We start from the raw sequence: 14,576 nt of genomic DNA, 5'->3' as shown, positions 1-14,576 counted from the left end.
GTTGATAGGCCGGATCTGGAAGCACGGTAACGTGTGGAGGTGACCGGTACTAATAGGCCGAGGGCTTGTCCTCAGTTGCTCGCGTCCACTGTGTTGGTTCTGAAACCACGAACAACCCTATTGCTGGTTGTCTGTTTCATAGTGTTTCGGTGGTTATAGCGTAAGGGAAACGCCCGGTTACATTTCGAACCCGGAAGCTAAGCCTTACAGCGCCGATGGTACTGCAGGGGGGACCCTGTGGGAGAGTAGGACGCCGCCGAACTCCTTTTAGAACTCCGGTTCTTGGGCATCACGCCCAGGAACCGGAGTTTTTTTGTTTCCCGACCGACCCCCAGTACAACCCCCCGTACCACGCTGTGAACCCGGCGGGTAAGGTCATGAGGCATCGTTGGCTCATTTCCCACAGGAGGCCCCCGGGTGGAGGTCCAGGAGACCCGTGTCCAGACGGACCGAGTCCTCACCATCCCGAACATCCTCAGCATGGCACGGCTCGTCGGCGTGCCCGTCTTCCTGTGGTTGATCCTCAGGCCCGAGTTCGGTGGGCCCAAGAGCGACGGCTGGGCGCTCCTCATCCTCGTGCTGAGCGGCGTCAGTGACTATCTGGACGGCAAGCTCGCCCGGCGCTGGAACCAGATCAGCAGCCTCGGCCGGCTCCTCGACCCCGCGGCCGACCGGCTCTACATCGCGTCGACTCTCATCGGTCTCACCTGGCGTGAGATCCTGCCCATCTGGTTGACCGCTGTACTGGTGGCGCGCGAGCTGGTCCTGCTGGTGATGGTGGGCATCCTCCGGCGGCACGGCTATCCGCCGCCCCAGGTGAACTTCCTGGGGAAGGCGGCGACGTTCAACCTCATGTACGCCTTCCCGCTGCTGCTTCTCAGCGACTCGACCGGATGGATCGCGTCACCCGCGGCCATTTTCGGATGGGCGTTCGCCGGTTGGGGTACAACGCTGTACTGGTGGGCAGGACTCCTCTACGTGGTGCAGGTCCGCCGTCTTGTCAGGGCAAACACCATGGCCGATTGAGCCCGCCAATGGGGGCGGCCGTAGCGGCTCGATGGCCCGCGCGGGGAAACTGCGGGACAATCTGACGGGTGAAGTCGGCTGAACCGTCGTCTCTTCGAGGAGGACGCTTCCGACATGAAGGCCGTCGTAATGGCGGGCGGCGAGGGCACACGCCTTCGCCCCATGACCTCGAGCATGCCCAAGCCGCTCCTGCCGGTGGTCAACCGCCCGATCATGGAGCACGTGCTGCGGTTGCTGAAGAGGCATGGGCTCAACGAGACCGTCGTGACCGTCCAGTTCCTGGCCTCGCTGGTCAAGAACTACTTCGGTGACGGCGAAGAACTCGGCATGGAGCTCACCTATGCCAACGAGGAGAAGCCGCTCGGTACCGCCGGAAGCGTCAAGAACGCCGAAGAGGCACTCAAGGACGACGCCTTCCTCGTGATCTCCGGTGACGCGCTGACCGACTTCGACCTCACCGACCTGATCCGCTTTCACAAGGAGAAGGGTTCGCTGGTCACCGTCTGCCTGACGCGTGTGCCCAACCCGCTCGAATTCGGCATCACCATCGTCGACGAAGAAGGAAAGGTCGAACGCTTCCTGGAGAAGCCGACCTGGGGACAGGTGTTCTCCGACACCGTGAACACCGGTATCTACGTCATGGAGCCCGAGGTCTTCGACTACGTCCTGCCCGACGTGCCCGTCGACTGGTCCGGCGATGTCTTCCCGCAGTTGATGAAGGAGGGCAAGCCGGTCTACGGCTATGTCGCCGAGGGCTACTGGGAGGACGTCGGCACCCACGAGAGCTATGTGAAGGCCCAGGCCGACGTCCTGGAGGGCAAGGTCGACGTCGAGATCGACGGCTTCGAGATCTCCCCGGGCGTATGGGTGGCCGAGGGCGCCGAGGTGCACCCCGACGCTGTGCTGCGCGGCCCCCTGTACATCGGCGACTACGCCAAGGTCGAGACCGGCGCCGAGATCCGTGAGCACACCGTCGTCGGCTCGAACGTCGTCGTGAAGAGCGGCGCGTTCCTCCACCGGGCCGTCGTCCACGACAACGTCTACATCGGCCAGCACAGCAATCTGCGCGGCTGCGTGGTCGGGAAGAACACCGACATCATGCGTGCGGCCCGGATCGAGGACGGCGCGGTCATCGGCGACGAGTGCCTCATCGGCGAGGAGTCGATCGTCCAGGGCAACGTCCGGGTCTATCCGTTCAAGACCATCGAGGCCGGTGCCTTCGTCAACACCTCGGTCATCTGGGAGTCCCGCAGCCAGGCCCATCTCTTCGGCGCCCGCGGTGTCTCCGGGATCCTGAACGTGGAGATCACCCCCGAGCTGGCCGTGCGACTGGCCGGTGCGTACGCCACCACGCTCAAGAAGGGGTCCACGGTCACCACCGCCCGCGATCACTCGCGGGGCGCGCGTGCGCTGAAGCGCGCGGTGATCTCGGCGCTCCAGGCCAGTGCCATCGACGTACGGGACCTGGAGAACGTACCGCTGCCCGTCGCCCGGCAGCAGACCGCGCGGGGCAGCGCCGGCGGGATCATGATCCGGACCTCGCCGGGTGTCCCCGACTCCGTCGACATCATGTTCTTCGACGGGCAGGGCGCCGATCTGTCGCAGGCCGGGCAGCGGAAGCTGGACCGGATGTTCGCGCGCCAGGAGTACCGGCGGGCCTTCCCCGGCGAGATAGGGGATCTGTACTTCCCCTCCAGCGTCTTCGACTCGTACACCGGATCCCTGCTGCGCAGCGTCGACACCACAGGGGTCGCCGATTCCGGGCTCAAGGTCGTCGTGGACGCGTCGAACGGCAGCGCCGGGCTCGTGCTGCCCAGTCTGCTCGGCAAGCTCGGTGTGGACTCGCTGACGATCAATCCCGGGCTGGACGAGTCCAGGCCCACGGAGACCGTCGACGCCCGAAGAGCGGGGCTCGTACGGCTCGGTGAGATCGTCGCCTCCTCGCGGGCGGCGTTCGGCGTACGGTTCGACCCCGTGGGGGAGCGGCTGTCGCTCGTCGACGAGAAGGGGCGGATCGTCGAGGACGACCGGGCGCTACTGGTGATGCTCGATCTGGTGGCCGCGGAGCGGCGCAGCGGAAGGGTCGCGCTGCCGGTGACGACGACGCGGATCGCCGAGCAGGTGGCGGCGTACCACGGGACTCAGGTCGAGTGGACGACCACCTCGCCCGACGACCTCACGCGCGTGGGCCGGGAGGAGTCGGCCATCTTCGGCGGCGACGGGCGCGGCGGGTTCATCGTGCCGGAGTTCAGCAGCGTCTTCGACGGTACGGCCGCGTTCGTGCGCCTCATCGGACTGGTGGCGCGGACGCAGCTCACGCTCAGTCAGATCGACGCGCGGATTCCGCGTGCGCATGTCCTCAAGAGCGATCTCGCCACTCCCTGGGCCGTCAAGGGGTTGGTGATGCGTCGGGTCGTCGAGGCGGCCGGGGACCGCTTCGTGGACACCACGGACGGGGTACGGGTCGTGGAGGCCGACGGGCGGTGGGTGCTGGTGCTGCCCGACCCCGCCGAGGCCGTCACCCACTTGTGGGCCGAGGGGCCCGACGACGCCTCCGCGCAGGCCCTGCTGGAGGAGTGGTCCGCGGTCGTGGAGAGCGCGGGCAGGTAGAACACGCGGCACGCGTGGGTGCCGGGCGGGCTCCTCGAGGGGCCGGTCCGGCACCCGGGACAGGGCCATTCGGAGGTATGGTTCGCGACGTGCGACGATGTGCGGCATGCCGCAGCCGCCCCCCATTCGGAGCACACCCGCGCGCGCCTCGCGTCCGGACGCGTCCATGTCGTTGCTCACCAACGTCATGGACCACAGCCTCGACGACGGATACGCCGAGGCCGCCGCCCGGAAGCGGTCGGAGGGCACCGGGGGCATGCCCAGGACGGTGCGGGCCAAGCTCGGTCTCGCGGCCGGACTCGTGCTCGCCGCCGTCGTGGTGACCGTGGGCGCCGCGCAGGCGCGCGTGGCCGCCCCGGCGGTCGCGAAGGAGCGCGAGGAACTCATCGACCGCATCCAGCGCGAGACCACGGCCGCGGACAAGCTCGAAGCCACCGTCGACACGTTGCGCGACGACGTGAGCGCGCGACAGCGGGAGGCGCTGAAGAAGGACGGGGGCGCCGACCGGGCCGACCTCGTCGGGATTCTGTCGGGCGCCGTCGCCGTGCACGGTCCGGGCGTGAAGCTCGTCGTGGACGACGCCAAGGAAGCCACCACCGGCGGCAACGGCAATCCGCGGGAGACCTCCGGCTTCGCCGACACCGGGCGCGTCCGCGACCGCGACATGCAGCGCGTGGTCAACGGGCTGTGGGAGTCGGGCGCCGAGGCGGTCTCGATCAACGGGCAGCGGCTGACGGCGCTGTCGGCGATCAGGGCCGCGGGTGACGCGATACTCGTCGACAACAGGCCGCTGGTGCCGCCGTACACGGTGCTCGCGGTGGGGGACGGGGACCAGCTCGGCGCCACGTTCAAGGACAGCGCCGACGGGCTGTATCTGGACGCGCTGCGGGAGAACTACGGGATCCGGACCAGCCTGTCCACCGAGGACGACCTCCGGCTGCCCGCCGCACCGAGTGTGATCGTACGCACAGCACAACCGAGCACAGAGAAGGGCACATCGTGATCGCCGTACTGGGCCTCGTCGTGGGAGTCGTGGTCGGCCTGCTGGTCCGGCCCGAGGTTCCGGCGGTCGTCGAGCCTTACCTTCCGATCGCCGTCGTGGCAGCGCTCGACGCCGTGTTCGGTGGTCTGCGGGCCATGCTCGACGGCATCTTCGACGACAAGGTCTTCGTCGTGTCGTTCCTGTCGAACGTCGTCGTGGCCGCGCTGATCGTGTTCCTGGGCGACAAGCTGGGCGTCGGCGCGCAGTTGTCCACCGGTGTCGTGGTCGTCCTCGGCATCCGTATCTTCTCCAACGCCGCGGCGATCCGCCGGCACGTGTTCCGGGCGTGAGGCCGATGAGCGACGCGGACGAGACGCCCGAGCGGCAACCGCATACCGGCGAACACCGGCTGCGCAGGGAACTGCCGCAGGAGGTCCCGCCGAAGGCCCCTGAGACGTCCGGTACCCCGACGTCCGGCAACGACTCCGGACCGGCGCTGACCGGCCGTCAGCGCCTGGTGAAGGGGCTGTGGCCGCCGCGCGTCACCCGGGCCCAACTCATCGTCGCGCTGCTGCTGTTCGGCCTCGGCTTCGGCCTGGCCGTCCAGGTCGCCTCCAACAGCGACAGCAGCAGTGCCCTGCGCGGCGCACGTCAGGAAGATCTTGTACGCATCCTCGATGAACTGGATGACCGTACACAGCGTCTTCAGGACGAGAAGCAGGGTCTCGAAGGACAGCGGACCGAGTTGGAGAACAGCTCGGACCGGGCCGAGGAGGCTCGCAAGCAGACCGCCGAGAAGGAGAAGCAACTCGGCATCCTTGCGGGCACCGTGGCCGCACAGGGACCCGGCATCACGGTGACCATCGAGGACACGAAGGGACTGGTCCGGGCGAACATGCTGCTCGACGCGATCCAGGAGCTGCGCGCCGCCGGCGCGGAGGCCATCCAGGTCAACGGTGTCCGCGTGGTCGCCGGAACCTATCTGTCGGATACCGGAAAGAGTGTCAGCGTCGACGGGAACAAGATCGCCCAGCCCTATCGTTTCAAGGTCATCGGCAAGCCGCAGGATCTCGAGCCGGCGCTCAACATCCCGGGAGGCGTGGTGCAGACTCTGGAAAAGGAGCAGGCCACGGTCGACGTGGAGCGTTCGACGAAGATCGTCGTGGACGCCTTGCGAGTGGCGAAGCAGCCTGACTACGCTCGGTCGTCCTCCCCGTGAACCGCGGGTGCATGGAGACCGTCCGACGAGGGCATGAGCTTGCGGGGGGTCGGCGCACCGAATGGGTGGTGCGTGGTGGAAACTGTCTGGTGGATACGGACGTTGTGAGGATGTCCGGATCGGCCGGTGTATGCAATCAGGGTTCGTCCTGCCCCACGGGCGGGTCTGTTTCGGTCAAGGGGAATCGCCCGTGAAGTTGTTTGCGAAGTTGTTCGGCAAGAGCGCCCGAGGGGGCAACGACACGCCTGCCCGCCACCGCGCCGCGCAGCCGGGAGAAGCGGAGAGCCAGCGCCCGCTGTTCCGGGATCAGGTCGGTGGCCCGGGTGGTGCCATGTCAGGAGGTCAGGGCGCGCCGTCGGTTGACCCTGCCGCATCCGGACGCATAGGTTCCGGGAACATGTCGGCTCAGGTGTGTTCGAGGTGCGGTCACCACAACGCGGAAAGCAGCCGTTTCTGCTCCAACTGCGGTGCGCCGCTGCGGGCGGGCGCGGTCGCGGAGCGCGCGTCGGAGACGACCTCCACGATCTCCATCTCCGGTCTGGAGGCCTATGACGCGGAGGCCACGGGCCAGACGCAGATGCCGACGCTCTCCCCAGAGGCGCAGGCGGCCGTCGACGCGCTGCCGCTCGGCTCGGCCCTGCTGGTGGTGCGCCGCGGTCCCAACTCGGGAAGCCGCTTCCTGCTGGACAGCGACCTGACCACGGCCGGGCGCCATCCGCAGAGCGACATCTTCCTGGACGACGTGACGGTGTCCCGTCGGCACGTGGAGTTCCGCCGCGGTCCGGACGGCACGTTCACGGTCGCCGACGTCGGCAGCCTCAACGGCACGTACGTCAACCGGGAGAGCATCGACCAGGTCGCGCTCAACAACGGCGACGAGGTGCAGATCGGCAAGTACAGGCTGGTCTTCTACGCGAGCCAGCGGGGTATCTGACCCGCCAGGGAAGGGTCCATGCGTCACACACCGAGCGGCGGTGCCGGAAGCGGCACCGCCGCCGCGGACAACCGGCTGATGAGCATCGGCACGGTGCTGAACGTGCTGCGCGAGGAGTTCCCCGACGTCACCATCTCCAAGATTCGCTTCCTGGAGTCCGAGGGGCTCATCGAGCCGCAGCGCACGCCCTCCGGGTACCGGAAGTTCACCGCTCATGACATCGAGCGCCTCGGCCGGGTGCTGCGGATGCAGCGGGACCACTATCTGCCGTTGAAGGTCATCCGTGAGTACCTGGACGCCCTGGAGCGGGGCGAAGAGGTGCGCCTGCCCTCCCTGGGCCGCCAGCAGCCCGACGCGGCGGACACGGACGTACTCGGCGGTCTTCTCGGCGACCCCGAGACCCCCACGGTCGCGCGGATCGGCCATGACGAGCTGCTCGCGGCCGTCGAGATCAGCGAAGAGCAGCTCAAGGAGTGGGAGTCGTACGGGCTCCTCGTACCGCTGGCGGACGGGACGTACGACGCCGAGGCCGTCACCGTGGCCACTCTGGTGGCCGAACTGGGCCGCCATGGCATCGAGCCGCGCCATCTGCGGGTGATGAAGGCCGCCGCGGACCGCGAGGCGGGCCTGGTGGACCAGATCGTGGCCCCGCTGCGGCGCCACCGCAACCCGCAGACGCGGGCACACGCCGAGGCCCGGACGAAGGAGCTGGCGGGGCTCGCGGTGAAGCTGCACGCCGCACTGGTGCGCTCCGCGCTGGGCGTACGACACCCGTGAACGCGGGCCCGGCCTTCGGCGGATCGTCCAGCCGTTCCGTGCCCGACTACCCAAACATCCCGGGCACGGCCTAGGGTTGCTGTGTGAATGAGCTCGATGTCGTAGGTGTCCGGGTCGAGATGCCCTCCAACCAACCGATCGTGCTCCTGCGCGAAGTGGGAGGCGACCGTTACCTCCCCATCTGGATCGGTCCCGGGGAAGCGACCGCGATCGCCTTCGCCCAGCAGGGCATGGCCCCCGCGCGACCGCTCACGCACGACCTGTTCAAGGACGTGCTGGAGGCGGTCGGCCAGGAGCTCACGGAAGTGCGCATCACGGATCTGCGGGAAGGCGTCTTCTACGCGGAGCTGGTCTTCGCCAGCGGTGTCGAGGTGAGCGCCCGTCCGTCCGACGCCATAGCGCTCGCGCTGCGCACGGGAACGCCGATCTACGGCAGCGACGGCGTGCTGGACGACGCGGGTATCGCGATCCCCGACGAGCAGGAGGACGAGGTCGAGAAGTTCCGCGAGTTCCTCGACCAGATCTCGCCGGAGGACTTCGGTACGAGCAATCAGTGACGCTGCTCCGACAGCGGGGCGTTATCCGCCGGTGACCCGTGCGACAGGCCCCCGGCCCCTCGCTCAAGCATTCGGCTAGCCTTTCCCCGCGGGAGGGCACGAGAAACCACTCCTAGGGTGATTATCACTCGGCGTGCCGAGTGTGGCGATCGTTGACGCACCCCTGGTGACTGCCTACCGTCGAGAAGGCAGTCAAGGACGGAGGTCGGCGTGAGAAGCAGCGGCGGCGGTACGGCGGGGGGTGCCCCCGGACGCAGGATGGGGGAGAGCGGCTCGTACCCTTCCCCCGGCTCCCGGCCTCGCCCGAGCAGTGGATATCCCCACCACGGCACCACGACCGACCCGATCTCCCAGCGGCCGACGGCTGTGCCGGGTGAGGGCGAGACGGCCCCCGAGGACGCGTCCGAGCACATCGGCTACCGCGGCCCCACGGCGTGTGCCGCCGCCGGTATCACCTACCGGCAGTTGGACTACTGGGCCAGGACCGGGCTCGTCGAGCCGAGCGTGCGCCCCGCCTACGGATCGGGGACGCAGCGGCTGTACAGCTTCCGGGATGTCGTCGTACTGAAGATCGTCAAGCGCTTCCTCGACACCGGCGTGTCCCTGCAGAACATCCGTGCCGCCGTCCAGCACCTGCGCCAGAGCGGATTCCGCGATCTGGAGCGGATGACGCTGATGAGCGACGGCGCGACGGTCTACGAGTGCACGTCCCCGGACGAGGTGCACGCGCTGCTCCAGGGCGGGCAGGGCATCTTCGGCATCGCCGTCGGCGTCGTCTGGCAGGACGTGGAGAGCGCGCTGTCGCAACTGCACGGCGAACGCGTCGACACGGGCGAGACCATCGTCGGCCACAACACCACGGACGAGCTGGCGCGACGGCGTAACCGGGCTGTCTAGCGGCCGGGTGCCGCGCGTCAGCGGGCGTGCGGCTCTGCCTCACTGTCAGTGGTGTAGGGCAGCATCGGACCTGTGAGAACCGCGCCCACGATCCTGCATCTCGACATGGATGCCTTCTACGCCTCGGCGGAGCAGGCGTCCAAGCCGAGCCTGCGCGGGAAGGCGGTCGTCGTGGGCGGGCTCGGGCCCCGTGGTGTGGTGGCCACGGCCTCGTACGAGGCGCGGGCCTTCGGGGTGCACTCGGCGATGCCCATGGCCCAGGCGCGCCGGCTCGCGCCGAACGCCGCGTATCTGGTGCCGCGCTTCGGGCTCTACCGGGAGATCAGCGAGCAGGTGATGGGGCTGCTGCGGACCCTGTCGCCGCTGGTGGAGCCGCTGAGCCTGGACGAGGCGTTCGTGGATCTGGAGGCCGGGGGAGTGGCCTGGGACGAGGAGTCCGCGCGGCTTGCGGGGGTGCGGCTGCGTGCCGACATCCGGGCGGTGACCGGGCTGACGGGCTCGGTGGGGCTCGCCGCCTCCAAGATGCTCGCCAAGATCGCCTCGGAGGAGGCCAAGCCCGACGGCCTGGTGCTGATCCGGCCGGGCACCGAGCGCGCGCTGCTCGGGCCGATGCCGGTGCGCACGCTGCCGGGCGTCGGCCCCGCGACCGGGGACCATCTGCGGCGGGCGGGGATCACCACGGTCGACGAGATCGCGGAGGCGGGCGAGGACGAGTTGGTACGACTGCTCGGGAAGGCCCATGGGCACGGGCTGTACGCGATGGCGCTGGCGCACGACGAGCGGCCCGTGGTGGCCGAGCGGGAAGCCAAGTCCGTGTCGGTCGAGGACACCTACGACGTGGATCTCCACGACCGGCTCCGGATCGGCCTGGAGGTGCAGCGGCTCGCGGACCGGTGTGTGCGGCGGCTACGGGAGGCCGGTCTCTCGGGCCGGACCATCGTGCTGAAGGTGCGCCGGTACGACTTCTCGACGCTGACCCGCTCCGACACCCTGCGCGGGCCCACGGACGACCCCGCGGTGGTGCGGGAGGCCACCGCGCGGCTGCTGGAGTCCGTGGACACCACGGGCGGGGTGCGGCTGCTCGGGGTGGGCGTCAGCGGGCTCGCCGACTACACGCAGGAGGATCTCTTCGCCCAGGCGCGGCTGGCCGCGGGCGAGGCGCCGGAGGAGGAGCCCTCGCAGACCCCGCAGACCTTGCAGGCCTCGCAGGCCGAGAGCGCTGACGTACCTGTCGAGGAGGAGCCCGCCCCCGCCGAGCGCATATGGCGCGCAGGCCACGACGTCCGGCACGCGGAGTACGGGCACGGGTGGGTGCAGGGCAGCGGGCTGGGCCGGGTGACCGTACGGTTCGAGACCCCGGACTCGCCGCCGGGACGCGTACGGACGTTCCGCACCGACGACCCACGGCTGGTACCGGCGGATCCGCTGCCCTTGGTCCCGAGAGAACCCGGAGCGTCCGGGACCGGAGCACCCGAGACCACCGGCCCCGGGCTGCGTCAGCCCCCGTCGGACCCCGCGAGGCGTCCGAAGTCGCGGTCCGGCGGGGGCGGGGCGGCCACGTCGAGGCCGTAGTGGTGGTAGAGCTGGAGCTCCTGTTCGGGCGAGAGATGGCGTCCGACCCCGAAGTCGGGGGCGTCCTTGATCAGGGAGCGGTCGAAGGGAACCCGCAGGGTGCCCTCCACTAGCTCGCTGGGCTCCAGCGGGACGAACGCGTCCCTGCTGAACAGCCCCGTGCGTATGGCCGCCCACTCCGGCACGCCGGTCGCGTCGTCGAGATAGATCTCGTCGATCGTGCCGATCTTGACGCCTTGGCGGTCGAACGCCTTGCGGCCGATCAGATTCCGCGGATCGATGTCGGTCTGCACGGTCCCTCCAACTGGTCGCAACTCATCCGTTGCCACTACGAAAGAGCACAATCGGCAGGGCGGCCACTCGAAGGTCCACGGGACGGCCAGGGCGCCGTATCCGCTGGTAGTCTGACAATCGGCCGCTGAACCCGTGCGGGAGAGCTCTCCGGATCATCCCCGGGGACGCCGAAGGAGCAAATCCTCCCCGGAATCTCTCAGGCACACGTACCGCATGGACGAGGTCACTCTGGAAAGCAGGGCGGGCGTCGACGGCTTCCGCTCTCACCGACGGTGAAAGCCGGTCACGCCTTGGTGCGGACCGGCGAAGCTCTCAGGTCGAGATGACAGAGGGGGAGGCTGTCGGGGTGCCCGCGCCGGGGTGCCCCTCGAAGGTCGCGCCAGACCAGGAGGCCTCCGCATGACCGCCCCTCGCATTCCGCTCTCCGAGCTCGAACAGGGCATCCCCTTCGAACAGCGCCACATCGGGCCGGACCACGAAGCGCGCGCCAAGATGCTCGCGCAGGTCGGCTACGGCTCGCTCGACGAGCTCACGGCCACCGCCGTGCCGGATGTGATCAAGAACGCCGACGCGCTGGACCTGCCGGGCGCGCGCACCGAGGCCGAGGTGCTGGCCGAACTGCGCTCCCTCGCCGACCGCAACCAGGTCCTCGGTTCCATGATCGGCCTCGGCTACTACGGGACGTTCACGCCCCCGGTGATCCTGCGCAACATCATGGAGAACCCGGCCTGGTACACCGCGTACACGCCGTACCAGCCGGAGATCTCGCAGGGCAGGCTCGAGGCCCTGCTCAACTTCCAGACGATGGTCGCCGACCTCACCGGCCTGCCGACCTCCGGCGCCTCCCTGCTCGACGAGGGCACGGCCGCGGCCGAGGCGATGGCGCTGTCCCGGCGCATGGGCAAGAACAAGAAGGGCCTGTTCCTGGTCGACGCGGACGCGCTGCCGCAGACCGTCGCCGTCATCCGGACGCGGGCCGAACCGACCGGCGTGGAGGTCGTCGTCGCCGACCTCGGCCAGGGCATCCCGGCCGACCTCGCCGACCGCGAGATCAACGGCGTGCTGATCCAGTACCCGGGTGCCTCCGGCGCCGTACGCGACATCAAACCGGTCATCGACCAGGCGCACGAGCTGGGCGCGCTCGTCACCGTCGCCGCCGACCTGCTCGCCCTGACCCTGCTGACCTCGCCGGGCGAACTGGGCGCGGACATCGCCATCGGCACCACCCAGCGCTTCGGCGTGCCGATGGGCTTCGGCGGACCGCACGCGGGCTACATGGCCGTGCACGAGAAGTTCGCCCGCAGCCTTCCCGGCCGCCTGGTCGGTGTCTCCGTCGACGCCGACGGCCACAAGGCCTACCGGCTCGCGCTCCAGACCCGCGAGCAGCACATCCGCCGGGAGAAGGCCACCAGCAACATCTGCACCGCGCAGGTGCTCCTCGCCGTGATGGCCGGGATGTACGCCGTCTACCACGGTCCTGAGGGCCTGAAGACGATCGCCCGCCGCACCCACCGCTACGCCGCGATCCTCGCGCAGGGGCTGACGGCCGGCGGTGTGGAGATCACGCACGGCGCCTTCTTCGACACCGTCACCGCGCGGGTGCCCGGCAAGGCCGCCGAGGTCGTCGCCGCCGCCCGGGACAACGGCGTCAACCTTCGCCTGGTCGACGCCGACCACGTCTCCGCGGCCTGCGACGAGACCACCACGCGCGCGCAACTGGCCGCCGTCTGGTCCGCGTTCGGTGTCGAGGCCGACATCGAGGCGCTGGACGCGACCGCCGCGGACACGCTGCCCGAGGCGCTGCTGCGCACCGGCGACTACCTCACGCACCCGGTCTTCCACCAGTACCGCTCCGAGACCGCGATGCTGCGCTATCTGCGCCGTCTCGCCGACCGGGACTACGCGCTGGACCGCGGCATGATCCCGCTGGGCTCCTGCACCATGAAGCTCAACGCGACCACGGAGATGGAGCCGATCACCTGGTCGGAGTTCGGGCAGCTCCACCCCTTCGTGCCCGCCGAGCAGGCCGAGGGCTACCTCACGCTCATCCGCGAGCTGGAGGAGCGTCTCGCCGAGGTCACCGGCTACGACAAGGTCTCCCTCCAGCCCAACGCCGGTTCGCAGGGCGAGCTGGCCGGTCTGCTCGCCGTACGCGGCTACCACCGCGCCAACGGTGACGACCAGCGCACCGTCTGCCTCATCCCGTCCTCCGCGCACGGCACCAACGCCGCCAGCGCCGCGATGGCGGGTATGAAGGTCGTCGTCGTGAAGACCGCCGCGGACGGCGAGATCGACGTCGAGGACCTGCGGGCCAAGATCGAGCGGTACCGCGACGAGCTGGCGGTCCTGATGATCACCTACCCGTCGACGCACGGTGTGTTCGAGGAGCACGTCGCCGACATCTGCGCGGCCGTGCACGAGGTCGGCGGCCAGGTGTACGTCGACGGCGCCAACCTCAACGCGCTGGTCGGCCTCGCCAAGCCGGGCCACTTCGGCGGTGACGTCTCGCATCTGAACCTGCACAAGACGTTCTGCATCCCGCACGGCGGCGGCGGTCCGGGCGTCGGCCCGGTCGGCGTGCGCGCGCACCTGGCGCCGTATCTGCCGAACCACCCCATGCAGCCCGCGGCCGGTCCGGAGACGGGCGTCGGCCCGGTCTCGGCCGCTCCCTGGGGCTCCGCGGGCATCCTGCCGATCTCGTGGGCGTACGTCCGGCTCATGGGCGGCGAGGGCCTCAAGCACGCCACCCAGGCGGCCGTGCTGTCCGCGAACTACGTCGCCAAGCGCCTCGAGCCGCACTACCCCGTGCTCTACACCGGCCCCGGCGGCCTGGTCGCGCACGAGTGCATCATCGATCTGCGCCCGCTGACCAAGGCGACGGGCGTGAGCGTGGACGACGTGGCCAAGCGGCTGATCGACTACGGCTTCCACGCGCCGACGATGTCGTTCCCGGTGGCCGGCACGCTGATGATCGAGCCGACGGAGTCGGAGGACATCGTCGAGCTGGACCGGTTCTGCGACGCGATGATCGCCATCCGCGCGGAGATCGAGAAGGTCGGCTCCGGTGCCTGGCCGGCGGAGGACAACCCGCTGGGCAACGCCCCGCACACGGCCGCCGCGCTCGGCGGTGAGTGGACGCACGCCTACAGCCGCGAGGAGGCCGTCTTCCCGGCCGGTGTCTCGGCCGCCGACAAGTACTGGCCGCCGGTGCGCCGGATCGACCAGGCCTTCGGTGACCGGAACCTGGTCTGCTCCTGCCCGCCGCTGGACGCGTACGAGGACTGATCGCCCGCGGGTGTGCGTCGGGGCCGGTTCGGAGGCGGTGTCTCCGGTCCGGCCCCTGGTGTGTCCGGCGGGCCTCGCGTGCGCCCGGCTCAGGCGGCGGTCATCACCTGGTCGGTGCCGAGCGGGCGGTGCGGGGCGATGATCTGCCCGTCGGGCAGCAGCTCACCGGTGTCCTCGAAGAGCAGAACGCCGTTGCACAGCAGGCTCCATCCCTGCTCCGGGTGGTGCGAGACGAGGCGGGCGGACTCCCGGTCGGCGGATGCGGCGGTCGGGCACGGTGGCTGATGCTGGCACATGGTGGTGGGGATCTTTCGCTGGGTCGTGTGGTGTGAGTGGGCTGTCGTGTCTGTCCTGCGGCTCGTGGTGTCGTTCATGGCCGCCCCCCGTTGGCGATCCGGTGTAGGTGTGCCACCAGTGTTGCTC

Annotated in this window: 13 protein-coding genes, 1 rRNA gene and 1 riboswitch; of the genes, 12 read left to right on the top strand and 2 right to left on the bottom strand. The window is 69.4% G+C overall.

From position 1 onward, the window contains the following. Nucleotides 1-145 precede the first annotated feature (145 nt). The 11 genes from rrf (at nt 146) to ACZ60T_RS05785 (ending at nt 10,574) form a co-directional block, all read left to right on the top strand. Nucleotides 146-262 (top strand): 5S ribosomal RNA (gene rrf / locus ACZ60T_RS05835). Between the two features lie 155 nt (nt 263-417). After that, nucleotides 418-1,026 carry a CDP-alcohol phosphatidyltransferase family protein gene (locus ACZ60T_RS05830; RefSeq protein ID WP_469664693.1) on the top strand — a complete coding sequence of 203 codons (609 nt, stop codon included), beginning with the start codon at nt 418-420 and terminating at the stop codon, nt 1,024-1,026. A 114-nt stretch (nt 1,027-1,140) separates the two neighbouring features. Next, nucleotides 1,141-3,636: a mannose-1-phosphate guanyltransferase gene (locus ACZ60T_RS05825; RefSeq protein ID WP_365629952.1), complete on the top strand. Its 2,496-nt coding sequence runs from the start codon at nt 1,141-1,143 to the stop codon at nt 3,634-3,636. Nucleotides 3,637-3,802: 166 nt separating this feature from the next. Continuing rightward, entirely contained in the window at nt 3,803-4,639 is an 837-nt protein-coding gene (locus tag ACZ60T_RS05820; protein ID WP_469664776.1) for a DUF881 domain-containing protein, read from the top strand. Then, nucleotides 4,636-4,968, top strand: a complete 333-nt coding sequence (locus ACZ60T_RS05815) for a small basic family protein (protein ID WP_019708255.1) — start codon at nt 4,636-4,638, stop codon at nt 4,966-4,968. The genes ACZ60T_RS05820 and ACZ60T_RS05815 overlap by 4 nt, the downstream gene beginning before the upstream one ends. 5 nt (nt 4,969-4,973) lie before the next feature. After that, complete coding sequence (locus ACZ60T_RS05810; RefSeq protein ID WP_469664691.1) at nt 4,974-5,837, top strand: DUF881 domain-containing protein; 864 nt, start codon at nt 4,974-4,976, stop codon at nt 5,835-5,837. Nucleotides 5,838-5,898: 61 nt separating this feature from the next. Further along, complete coding sequence (locus ACZ60T_RS05805; RefSeq protein WP_469664689.1) at nt 5,899-6,771, top strand: FHA domain-containing protein; 873 nt, start codon at nt 5,899-5,901, stop codon at nt 6,769-6,771. An 18-nt stretch (nt 6,772-6,789) separates the two neighbouring features. Continuing rightward, nucleotides 6,790-7,548: a transcriptional regulator FtsR gene (gene ftsR / locus ACZ60T_RS05800; RefSeq protein WP_365629943.1), complete on the top strand. Its 759-nt coding sequence runs from the start codon at nt 6,790-6,792 to the stop codon at nt 7,546-7,548. Nucleotides 7,549-7,631: 83 nt separating this feature from the next. Beyond that, the gene (locus ACZ60T_RS05795; RefSeq protein ID WP_067026588.1) at nt 7,632-8,105 is read left to right on the top strand and encodes a bifunctional nuclease family protein; all 474 of its coding nucleotides are present in this window, start codon (nt 7,632-7,634) and stop codon (nt 8,103-8,105) included. A gap of 210 nt (nt 8,106-8,315) precedes the next feature. Beyond that, nucleotides 8,316-9,002 carry a MerR family transcriptional regulator gene (locus ACZ60T_RS05790; protein WP_469664687.1) on the top strand — a complete coding sequence of 229 codons (687 nt, stop codon included), beginning with the start codon at nt 8,316-8,318 and terminating at the stop codon, nt 9,000-9,002. A gap of 72 nt (nt 9,003-9,074) precedes the next feature. Further along, nucleotides 9,075-10,574, top strand: coding sequence for a DNA polymerase IV (locus tag ACZ60T_RS05785; protein ID WP_469664685.1), 1,500 nt, complete (start codon nt 9,075-9,077; stop codon nt 10,572-10,574). Here ACZ60T_RS05785 and ACZ60T_RS05780 read toward each other — a convergent pair. Then, a complete protein-coding gene (locus ACZ60T_RS05780) occupies nt 10,499-10,867 on the bottom strand; it encodes a PRC-barrel domain-containing protein (protein ID WP_252423888.1) in 369 nt (122 codons plus the stop codon). The genes ACZ60T_RS05785 and ACZ60T_RS05780 overlap by 76 nt on opposite strands. Nucleotides 10,868-10,993: 126 nt before the next feature. Beyond that, nucleotides 10,994-11,090: riboswitch (glycine riboswitch) on the top strand. A gap of 177 nt (nt 11,091-11,267) precedes the next feature. On the opposite strand from ACZ60T_RS05780, the gene gcvP reads away from it, so the two are divergent. After that, nucleotides 11,268-14,153: an aminomethyl-transferring glycine dehydrogenase gene (gene gcvP / locus ACZ60T_RS05775; RefSeq protein ID WP_469664683.1), complete on the top strand. Its 2,886-nt coding sequence runs from the start codon at nt 11,268-11,270 to the stop codon at nt 14,151-14,153. 89 nt (nt 14,154-14,242) lie between these two features. Here the strand turns inward: gcvP and ACZ60T_RS05770 are convergent, their stop codons facing one another. Next, on the bottom strand, nt 14,243-14,449 hold the full coding sequence (locus tag ACZ60T_RS05770; RefSeq protein ID WP_365629993.1) for a DUF5999 family protein: 207 nt from the start codon (nt 14,447-14,449) through the stop codon (nt 14,243-14,245). Nucleotides 14,450-14,576: the final 127 nt, after the last annotated feature.

The sequence above is a fragment of the Streptomyces sp. NPDC104371 genome (assembly GCF_055583785.1).
This window is presented reverse-complemented; position numbering and strand designations above follow the sequence as displayed.